The organism is Streptomyces sp. NRRL S-495, from assembly GCF_000966955.1.
Classification (GTDB): Bacteria; Actinomycetota; Actinomycetes; order Streptomycetales; family Streptomycetaceae; genus Kitasatospora; species Kitasatospora purpeofusca.
In genome coordinates, this window is the sequence record NZ_JZWY01000440.1 from 1 (window position 1) to 9,910 (window position 9,910).

The window sequence follows — 9,910 nt, forward strand, 5'->3', positions numbered from 1 at the left end:
GGCCGCCGGTGTCGGCGGGGCCGACGCGGTGACCGTGCTGCCGTTCGACACGGCCGTCGGCCTGCCGGACGCCTTCGCCCGCCGGATCGCCCGCAACACCCAGGCGATCCTGCTGGAGGAGTCGCACCTGGCCCGGGTCGTCGACCCGGCCGGCGGCTCCTGGTACGTGGAGCGGCTGACCGACGAACTCGCCCACGCCGCCTGGGCGTGGTTCCAGGAGATCGAGCGGGCCGGCGGGCTGCGCGCCGCGCTGGAGTCCGGCCTGGTCGAGGAGCGGATCGCCGCCACCTGGGCCGAGCGCTCGGTCCGGCTCGCCAAGCGGCGCGAACCGGTCACCGGCGTCAGCGAGTTCCCGAACCTCGGCGAGCAGGCCCTGGTCCGCGAGCCGGCCCCGGCCGGCCCCGGCGGCGGACTGCCGACGGTGCGGCGCGCCGAGGCCTACGAGGCGCTGCGCGACCGCTCGGACGCGCACCTCGCGGCCACCGGCGGGCGGCCGGCGCTGTTCCTGGTCTCGATCGGCAACGCCTCCGCGCACACCGCGCGCACCACCTTCGCCGCCAACCTGTTCCAGGCCGGCGGCATCGCCACCACCGCGCACGAGGGCACCGACCCGGCGGCCTTCGCCGAGGCGTTCGCCGCCAGTGGCGCCGCGGTGGCCTGCCTCTGCTCCAGCGACGCCCTGTACGGCGAGCACGGCGAGGCGGTGGCCGGCGCACTCAGGGCGGCCGGCGCGCGCCGCGTCCTGCTGGCCGGCCGGCCGGGCGAGAACCCGCCCGCGGACGTGGACGGCTTCGTCTTCGCCGGCGGCGACGCCGTCGCCGTCCTGACCTCCCTGCTCGACGAGATCGGAGTGGCCCGATGATCCCCGACTTCACCGCGATCGGGCTCGACCCGGACGCCGACGGCGCCCCCGCCGCCCGTCCGGAAGCCACCGAGGGCCAGTGGCGCGCCGCCTGGCGGCAGGCCACCGGCAAGGACGTCGACGAGCAGCTCTGGGACACCCCCGAGGGCATCGGCGTCAAGCCGCTGTACACCGCCGAGGACCTCGCCGGCCTGGACTTCCTGGGCACCTACCCGGGCATCGCCCCGTACCTGCGCGGCCCGTACCCGACGATGTACGTGAACCAGCCGTGGACGGTCCGGCAGTACGCGGGCTTCTCCACCGCCGAGGAGTCCAACGCCTTCTACCGCCGCAACCTGGCGGCCGGTCAGAAGGGCCTGTCGGTCGCCTTCGACCTGCCGACCCACCGCGGCTACGACAGCGACCACCCGCGGGTCACCGGCGACGTCGGCATGGCGGGCGTGGCGATCGACTCGATCTATGACATGCGCCAGCTGTTCGACGGCATCCCGCTGGACCGGATGTCCGTCTCGATGACCATGAACGGCGCGGTGCTGCCCGTACTGGCGCTGTACATCGTGGCGGCCGAGGAGCAGGGGGTGCCGCCGGAGAAGCTGGCCGGGACCATCCAGAACGACATCCTCAAGGAGTTCATGGTCCGCAACACGTACATCTACCCGCCGCAGCCCTCGATGCGGATCATCTCCGACATCTTCGCGTACACCTCGCAGAAGATGCCCCGGTACAACTCGATCTCCATCTCCGGCTACCACATCCAGGAGGCCGGGGCCACCGCCGACCTGGAGCTGGCCTACACCCTGGCCGACGGCGTCGAGTACCTGCGGGCCGGACTGGACGTCGGCCTGGACGTGGACGCGTTCGCGCCGCGGCTGTCGTTCTTCTGGGCGATCGGCATGAACTTCTTCATGGAGGTCGCCAAGCTGCGCGCGGCCCGGCTGCTCTGGGCCAAGCTGGTCAAGCAGTTCGACCCGAAGAACGCCAAGTCGCTGTCGCTGCGCACCCATTCGCAGACCTCCGGCTGGTCGCTCACCGCCCAGGACGTCTTCAACAACGTCGCCCGCACCTGTGTGGAGGCGATGGCCGCCACCCAGGGCCACACCCAGTCGCTGCACACCAACGCGCTGGACGAGGCGCTCGCGCTGCCGACCGACTTCTCCGCCCGGATCGCCCGCAACACCCAGCTGCTGCTCCAGCAGGAGTCCGGCACCTGCCGGGTCATCGACCCGTGGGGCGGCTCGGCCTACGTCGAGAAGCTCACCCACGACCTGGCGAACCGCGCCTGGCAGCACATCCAGGAGGTCGAGGCGGCCGGCGGCATGGCCAAGGCGATCGACGCCGGCATCCCCAAGCTGCGGGTCGAGGAGGCGGCCGCCCGCACCCAGGCGCGGATCGACTCCGGCCGCCAGCCGGTGATCGGCGTCAACAAGTACCGGGTGGAGAGCGACGAGCAGATCGACGTGCTCAAGGTCGACAACTCCGCGGTGCGCGCCGCCCAGATCGAGAAGCTGCGCCGGCTGCGCGAGGAGCGCGACGAGGCCGCCACCCGCTCCGCCCTGGACGCGCTCACCCGGGCCGCCGAGGCCGGGCCCTCGCGCGGCGGCTCGCTCGACGGCAACCTGCTGCACCTGGCCGTGAACGCGGCCCGCGCCAAGGCCACCGTCGGCGAGATCTCGGACGCCCTGGAGAAGGTGTACGGCCGGCACTCGGGCCAGATCCGTACCATCTCCGGTGTGTACCGAGACGAAGCGGGCCCCTCCGCCCCCCTGCAGCGCACCCGGGAACTGGTCGAGCGGTTCGAGCGGGCCGAGGGCCGCCGGCCCCGCATCCTGGTCGCCAAGATGGGCCAGGACGGCCACGACCGCGGCCAGAAGGTGATCGCCACCGCCTTCGCCGACCTCGGTTTCACCGTGGACGTCGGCCCGCTGTTCCAGACCCCGGCCGAGGTCGCCCGGCAGGCCGTCGAGGCGGACGTGCACATCGTCGGCGTCTCCTCGCTCGCCGCCGGCCACCTCACCCTGGTGCCCGCGCTGCGCGCCGAACTCGCCGCCGCCGGGCGCGAGGACATCACCATCGTGGTCGGCGGGGTGATCCCCCCGCAGGACTTCGACGCCCTCTACGAGGCGGGCGCCGCGGCGGTCNGTCTTCCCGCCCGGCACGGTGATCCCGGAGGCCGCCTACGACCTCCTGAAGTCGCTCGCCGCCGACCTCGGCCACGAGCTCTGAGGCGGGGGTCGGATGCCGCCCCGGACGATCGACCTCGACAGCTACGCGACGGGTGTGCGGGAGGGCTCGCGCGCGTACATCGCGCGGGCCATCACCCTCGTCGAGTCCACCCGGCCCGACCACCGCGCGCTGGCGCAGCAGCTGCTGACCAGGCTGCTGCCGCACGCCGGCGGGGCGGTCCGGGTGGGCATCACGGGGGTGCCCGGGGTCGGCAAGTCGACCTTCATCGACGCCTTCGGCACCATGCTCACCGGGCAGGGGCACAAGGTCGCGGTGCTGGCCGTCGACCCGACCTCCAGCCGGACCGGCGGCTCCATCCTGGGTGACAAGACCCGGATGGAGCGCCTGGCGGTGGACCCTCATGCGTTCGTCCGGCCGTCGCCGACCTCGGGCACGCTCGGCGGGGTGGCCAAGGCCACCCGGGAGTCGATGCTGGTGATGGAGGCGGCGGGTTACGACGTGGTGCTGATCGAGACGGTCGGCGTCGGCCAGTCGGAGACCACCGTGGCCGGCATGGTCGACTCCTTCCTGCTGCTCTCGCTGGCCCGCACCGGCGACCAGCTGCAGGGCATCAAGAAGGGCGTCCTGGAACTCGCCGACGTCATCGCGGTCAACAAGGCCGACGGCCCGCACGAACTCGACGCCAAGGCCGCCGCCCGCGAACTCGCCGGCGCACTGCGCCTGTTGCAGCCCCCGGACGCGCCGTGGACGCCGCCCGTGCTGACCTGCTCGGGCCGCGACGGCGGCGGCCTGGACGTCGTCTGGGAGCGGCTCCAGCAACACCGCAAGGTGCTCGACGCCACCGGCGCGCTGGCCGCCAAGCGGCGCGACCAGCAGGTGGAATGGACCTGGGCGATGGTCCACGACCAGCTCCTGACCCGCCTCCACTCCCACCCCGAGGTGGGCCGCCTGGTCCCCGAGCTGGAACGCCGGGTGCGCGAGGGCACGATGACCGCGACGCTCGCGGCGGACCGCATCCTGGACGCGTTCGGGACGCCGCCGGCGACCTGAGCGCGAGGCCGAGCGCCGTGCCCCACCCATGGTGGGGCACGGCGCTTCGTGCTGCTCGGGGACCTCGAACCAGACCACCTTGCCGTCCCCTTGCGGGCACCGGCCCCATGTCTCGGCGAGGACCTCCACCAACAACAGCCCACGTCCGCCCGTCACTTCGGCCCCGCGCTCCCGCCGCAGGAGCGCGGGGCAGCGGTCGGCAGCCTTCACTCCTCGCCGCGGCGGCGATCGTCGCCGCTGTGCCCGTACTCGCCGCCATCGAGCACACCACGGACGAGACCGAGCCGCAGGCAACGGCGTTCTGGCCGGCCACAACCTCGTACCGGAGACTGGACGGATCGGCGCCCTCCCGCGCACGGCACACACCCCTAGGAAGGAACACGATGCGCATCGGAATCACGGGGCACCGGGGTTTGGACACCGAACTGGAGCGGAAGGTCCGGCAGTTGCTGGCCGACTCCCTGGCGGCGGAGGACGTGGGCGGGCTCACCGTCGTGTCCTGCATCGCGGACGGGCCGGACGCGTGGATCGCCGAACTCGCGCTCGACCGGGGTGCCCGGCTCGAAGTGGTCATCCCCGCCCAGCGGTACCGCGAGGGCCTGCCGGAGTGGCACCACCCGGTCTACGACCGCCTCCTCCGGGACGCCGCCGAGCAGCACCCCACCGGTCGGGTGGAGTCCGACGAGGCCGCCCACATGGCCGGGAGCGAGCTGCTCGTCGGGCAGGTGGACCGGCTGATCGCCGTTTGGGACGGGCTGCCCGCCCGGGGCTTCGGCGGGACGGCGGACGTCGTCGCCCACGCACGGCGGCTGGGCGTTCCCGTCGAGGTGCTCTGGCCGGCCGGGGCCCGGCGCTGACAAAGGGCCCCCGGACGGTTCGCACCGGCCGGGGGCCCTTCGTTACCTGCCCTGCCCTGGGTCAGGTGTTTTTGGGCGGCTCACCCCTGTGCAGGGGTCAGGCGCTCGTCGCGGCCGTGAAGCGGGCCGAGACGTCCTGCCAGTTGACGACGTCCCAGAGCTTGGTGACGTAGTCCGGGCGGACGTTGCGGTACTGCAGGTAGTAGGCGTGCTCCCAGGCGTCGAAGGCCAGCAGCGGGGTGGTGCCCTGGCCGACGTTGCCGTGGTGGTCGTAGACCTGCTCGACGATCAGGCGCTTGCCGAGCGGCTCCCAGGAGAGGATGCCCCAGCCGGAGCCCTGGACGCCGGTGGTGGCGGTGGTGAGCTGCTTCTTGAACGCCTCGAAGCTGCCGAAGTGCTCGGTGATCGCGTCGGCGAGGGCGCCGTCGGGGCGGTCGCCGCCCTCCGGGGAGAGGTTCTCCCAGAAGAGCGAGTGCAGCACGTGGCCGGACAGGTGGAAGGCGAAGGTCTTCTGCAGGCCGACCAGACCGCCGAACTGCTCCTTGTCGCGCGCCTCGGCGAGCTGCTCCAGGGTGTCGTTGGCGCCCTTGACGTACGCGGCGTGGTGCTTGGAGTGGTGAAGCTCCAGGATCTCCGCGGACATCGCGCGCTCCAGCGCGGAGTAGTCGTACGGCAGGTCGGGAAGCGAGTAGGTGCCCATCAGGACACGGCCCCTTTCGGCGAGTTCAACGGTGACGATCGTGCCGGGTCAACACTATTGCGTATCAGTTGCAGAAACTAAGCACCGGCTCCTGCGTATTCCTCCCACCCCGGAGATCTTCACCGCAGTTCCTTGTTGCACAATAGTTGCAGGTAGTAGCAGCAAGCAATAAGGGTGGACACTGTGGCCGGATCGCCGGTGGTGCTGGGCATCGAGTCGTCCTGCGACGAGACCGGCGCGGGGCTGGTTCGCGACGGCGTACTGCTCGGTCAGGCGGTGGCGTCCTCGATGGACGAGCACGCCCGCTACGGCGGCGTGGTCCCCGAGATCGCCGCCCGCGCGCACCTGCACGCGATGGCGCCGGTGGTCGACGAGGCCCTGCGGCGGGCCGGACTCACCCTGGCCGACGTCGGCGCGGTGGCGGTGACGACCGGTCCGGGCCTGGCGGGGGCGCTGCAGATCGGGGTGGCGGCCGCCAAGGCGTACTCCTTCTCGCTCGGCGTCCCGCTGTACGGGGTGCACCATCTCGCCGGGCACGTGGCCGCCGCGACGCTCGACGGCGGGCCGCTGCCGGACCCGTGCGTCGTGCTCATCGTCTCCGGCGGGCACACCTCACTGCTGCTGGTGCGCGACCTGGCCCGTGATCCGGTGGTCCACCTCGGGGACACCCTGGACGACGCGGCCGGCGAGTGCTTCGACAAGGTCGCCCGGATCCTGCGCCTGCCCTACCCGGGCGGGCCGGCGATCGACCGGGCGGCCCGGGACGGCGACCGGCGCGCGGTGCGTCTCCCGCGCCCGCTGAGCGGACCGAACGACCCGCCCTACGCCTTCTCCTTCTCCGGCCTCAAGACCGCCGCCGCCCGCTGGGTGGAGGCGCAGCGGGCCGCCGGCACCGAGCCGAACGTCCCGGACGCGGCCGCCGCACTCCAGGAGGCGATCGCCGACGTGCTGACCCGCAAGGCCGTCAGGGCCTGCCTGGACCACGGGATCGGGACGCTGGTGGTGGTCGGCGGGGTGGCCGCCAACTCGCGGGTGCGGGAGCTGGCGGAGCGGCGCTGCGCCTCGGCCGGGATCACCCTGCGGGTGCCGCCGCTGCGGCTGTGCACCGACAACGGGGCGATGGTCGCGGCCGTCGGCGACCTGCTGGTCCGGGCCGGTGCCGAGCCGGCCCCGGCGGACCTCTCGGTCGACCCCTCGGCCCCGCTGGAGGCCGCGGCACTCACTCCGCGGGCCGCCGCCGGACGCTCCGTAGCCCCGGCCGCCTGAGCTCTACCAGGACAAATGCCCCACCTCGGGGCCCCCTGACAACGTTTCGGTTGCGGCGATCGATTATTCGACCCCCGGGCCTTCCCGGCGACTGGGAGCGTGTGCCATTTTACATGTCACACATCGAGTGGCCGCGTCCCCCATATCGCGGCCCCGAACGGCCCCGGAGGCCCCCACAGATGCGTCCCTCCCGGATAAACACGGCCAACGCGCGCAAGCTCCCTGCGCTCGGCGCGGCCTTCTTCATCGCCCTCGGACTGTTCGCCCCGCAGGCCCAGGCCGCCCCGGCCGGCGCCTCCACCCCGGCCGGCACCAAGGCCGCGGCCGCCACGCCGCGGTCGATCCCGGTCCCCAAGTCGCCCGATGCCAAGAGCACCAGCGCCTACAAGATCTCCGCCCAGGACAGCACCGCGGCGCACACCCCGCCCGCCGCCCCGGCCACCGCTCCGGTCAAGGCCGCCAAGGGCTTCTCGGCCGCCGCCGCGGACCCCTGTCCCGACCTGTCCGGGGTGCTCAACGCCTCGGGCAGCTCCCTGGTCCAGCAGCTCAAGGCCCTGCCGCGGGTCGAGTGCACCTGGCCGCTGTTCAACATCGACGTCAACGCCTCGGGCTCCGCCTTCCGCGAGGCCAACATGGTGACCGTCGCCAACGCGCTGCGCGACGCCGCCCCGGCCTACCCGGGCGACAACAGCACCGCCATCGGCCAGCTGGTGCTCTTCCTGCGGGCGGGCTACTACCTGCACGAGACCAACCCGAACGCCATCGGCAGCTACGGCCCGACGCTGGCCGCCGCCACCCGCGGCGGGCTGGACGCGTTCTTCGCGAACAACCACAGCAAGGACGCCACCGCCGCCAACGGCGACCTCATGGTCGAGGTCGTCAAGGTGATCGGCCAGACCGACACCCTCGGCCGTTACGCCGGCTACTTCAAGTGGCTGCTCGACAACTACACCGGCACCTGGCCCGAGCGGATGACGGCCACCGTCGCCGAGTTCGACTGGGTCCTCAAGGACGGCTTCGCCGCCGCGAACGACAGCAAGGGCTGGAAGGCCGCCCTCAAGGCCGACCCCAGCATCCTGAACTCCTGGTCCGGCTTCGTCACCCGTAACGACTCGCTGCTGAACCGCTGGGACGTCGTCAGCAACATCGGCCGCTACCTCGGTTACGCGCTGGACGTGCCGGAGCTGAAGACCCAGCTGCGGCCGATCATGAAGGACCTGATCAACCGCTACCCGAACGTCGGCCCGACCGCCCCGATCACCATGAACCTGGGCTGGGCGACGCGCAAGTTCGACAAGGGCCACTGCGCGGACTTCGGTATCTGCGACCTGAACACCCGTCTCATGCCGGTCATCCTGCCGATCCAGAAGGTCTGCAACGACGGCCTGAAGATCAAGGCCCAGGACATGTCCCCGGGTCAGCTTGCGACCACCTGCACCAGCCTGATCAACCAGGATGCCTACTTCCACAAGATCATCGGTGACAAGGGCGCCATCCCCGGCGATGTGAACACCAACCTCGAGGTCGTCGCCTTCGACGACTACGACCAGTACTCGCTGTACGCCTGGGCCTTCTACGACATCGACGTCGACAACGGCGGCATGTACGAGGAGGGCAACCCGGCGGTGGCCGGCAACCAGGCCCGCTTCATCGCCCACGAGGCGTCCTGGATCCGCCCGGAGTTCCAGATCTGGAACCTCAACCACGAGTACACCCACTACCTCGACGGCCGCTACAACATGGCCGGCGACTTCGAGGCCGGCATAGTGACCCCGACCATCTGGTGGGTCGAGGGCATCGCCGAGAACATCTCCTACGGTTACCGCAACGTGCGCAACGCCGACGCGATCGCCGAGGCCGGCAAGAAGACCTACAAGCTCAGCGAGCTCTTCGACACCGTCTACGACCAGACCGCCGACGCCGACGTCAACTCCAACCGGGTCTACCGCTGGGGCTGGCTGGCCACCCGCTACATGCTGCAGCAGCACCGCTCCGACATGGACGCCGTGCTCGCCAAGTACCGCGCGGGTGACTGGAACGGCGCCCGCACCATCCTGAAGACCACCATCGGCACCCGCTACGACGCCGACTTCAGCAACTGGCTCGGCGCCTGCGCCACCAACGACTGCGGCCCGCTGCCGGAGGCCCCCACCGGCCCGGTCACCCCGACCACCCCGGTCTGCACCATCCCGGACACCCGCCAGTTCGACAACAACTGCCGCCGGGACAACCTGGCCGCCGCCACCGGCAACTACAGCTACCACTTCATCAACCTGCCGGCCGGCGTCAAGACGCTCACCCTCACCAGCACCGGCGGCACCGGCAACGCCGACCTGTACTACGGCGGCTCCAACTGGGCCACCACCAGCAACGCCCTCGCCAAGTCCACCAACCCCGGCAACGGCGAGACCCTGACCATCACCAACCCCCCGGCCGGCTGGGTCTACTTCAGCCTCGCCGCCCAGCAGGACTTCGCGGGCACCACCCTCTCCGTGCAGTACCAGTAGCAGTAGCACCGCCAGTAGCAGCACCCGCACCACCTGGGTGAACCACTGAGCGCACCAGGGCCCCGCCGGTACCACCGGCGGGGCCCTCCCCGTGCGCTCCCACATCCCCGGAGGGGTTCAGAGCAGGGCCTCCGGGGGCAGGCGGTGGACGCCGGGCAGATGGGAGTCGAGCTCGCCCGGTTCGAAGCGGCACATGCCGACGGCGTGCCAGAACTCGCCGGCGACGTCACCCTCGCACTTGTAGGCGCCGGAGGGCAGCAGGGCGGCCCAGCCGTCGGGGGTGCCGAGCAGGGTCGCGAGGGCGGTCGGGCGGCCCTCCTCGGGGACGCGCCAGAGCCGGATCGTGCCGTCCTCGCCGCCGCTGGCCAGCAGGGAGCCGTCCGGGCTGAAGGTGACGGCCAGGATCCGGCCGGTGTGGCCGCGCAACCCCGCCACCTCGGTCCCGGCGAGCGGGTCCCACGACCGGACCACCCGGTCGTCCCCC

General features: G+C 71.9%; 7 protein-coding genes and 1 pseudogene. 6 read left to right on the plus strand and 2 right to left on the minus strand.

The genetic code is table 11. The features are described from left to right. The 4 genes and pseudogenes from VR45_RS23020 to VR45_RS23035 all read left to right on the plus strand — a co-directional run. Positions 1-862, plus strand: an 862-nt coding sequence (locus VR45_RS23020) for a methylmalonyl-CoA mutase family protein (RefSeq protein WP_045941716.1), incomplete at its 5' end; no start/stop codon positions are given. Further along, a pseudogene (gene scpA, locus VR45_RS23025) lies at positions 859-3,085 on the plus strand (methylmalonyl-CoA mutase). The gene VR45_RS23020 and the pseudogene scpA, both read left to right, overlap by 4 nt. A gap of 12 nt (positions 3,086-3,097) precedes the next feature. Then, positions 3,098-4,096, plus strand: coding sequence for a methylmalonyl Co-A mutase-associated GTPase MeaB (gene meaB, locus VR45_RS23030; protein ID WP_045941717.1), 999 nt, complete (start codon positions 3,098-3,100; stop codon positions 4,094-4,096). Positions 4,097-4,479: 383 nt separating this feature from the next. Then, positions 4,480-4,953 (plus strand): hypothetical protein, encoded by a 474-nt coding sequence (locus tag VR45_RS23035; protein ID WP_045941718.1) that lies wholly within the window; start codon positions 4,480-4,482, stop codon positions 4,951-4,953. 97 nt (positions 4,954-5,050) lie between these two features. Here VR45_RS23035 and VR45_RS23040 read toward each other — a convergent pair whose 3' ends face one another. Next, on the minus strand, positions 5,051-5,653 hold the full coding sequence (locus VR45_RS23040) for a superoxide dismutase (RefSeq protein WP_045941719.1): 603 nt from the start codon (positions 5,651-5,653) through the stop codon (positions 5,051-5,053). 183 nt (positions 5,654-5,836) lie between these two features. Here VR45_RS23040 and tsaD point away from each other — a divergent pair, with 183 nt between their 5' ends. Then, entirely contained in the window at positions 5,837-6,919 is a 1,083-nt protein-coding gene (gene tsaD / locus VR45_RS23045) for a tRNA (adenosine(37)-N6)-threonylcarbamoyltransferase complex transferase subunit TsaD (protein WP_045941720.1), read from the plus strand. Between the two features lie 179 nt (positions 6,920-7,098). After that, positions 7,099-9,426 (plus strand): M9 family metallopeptidase, encoded by a 2,328-nt coding sequence (locus tag VR45_RS23050; RefSeq protein WP_045941721.1) that lies wholly within the window; start codon positions 7,099-7,101, stop codon positions 9,424-9,426. A 117-nt stretch (positions 9,427-9,543) separates the two neighbouring features. Here VR45_RS23050 and VR45_RS23055 read toward each other — a convergent pair. Next, positions 9,544-9,910, minus strand: a 367-nt coding sequence (locus VR45_RS23055; RefSeq protein WP_159394315.1) for a WD40 repeat domain-containing protein, incomplete at its 5' end; no start/stop codon positions are given.

Bases quoted from the DNA above. Each gene is read 5' to 3' on its own strand.
- VR45_RS23040 (WP_045941719.1), bottom strand. From the start codon at position 5,653: ATGGGCACCTACTCGCTTCCCGACCTGCCGTACGACTACTCCGCGCTG.
- meaB (WP_045941717.1), top strand. From the start codon at position 3,098: ATGCCGCCCCGGACGATCGACCTCGACAGCTACGCGACGGGTGTGCGG.
- VR45_RS23050 (WP_045941721.1), top strand. From the start codon at position 7,099: ATGCGTCCCTCCCGGATAAACACGGCCAACGCGCGCAAGCTCCCTGCG.
- VR45_RS23035 (WP_045941718.1), top strand. From the start codon at position 4,480: ATGCGCATCGGAATCACGGGGCACCGGGGTTTGGACACCGAACTGGAG.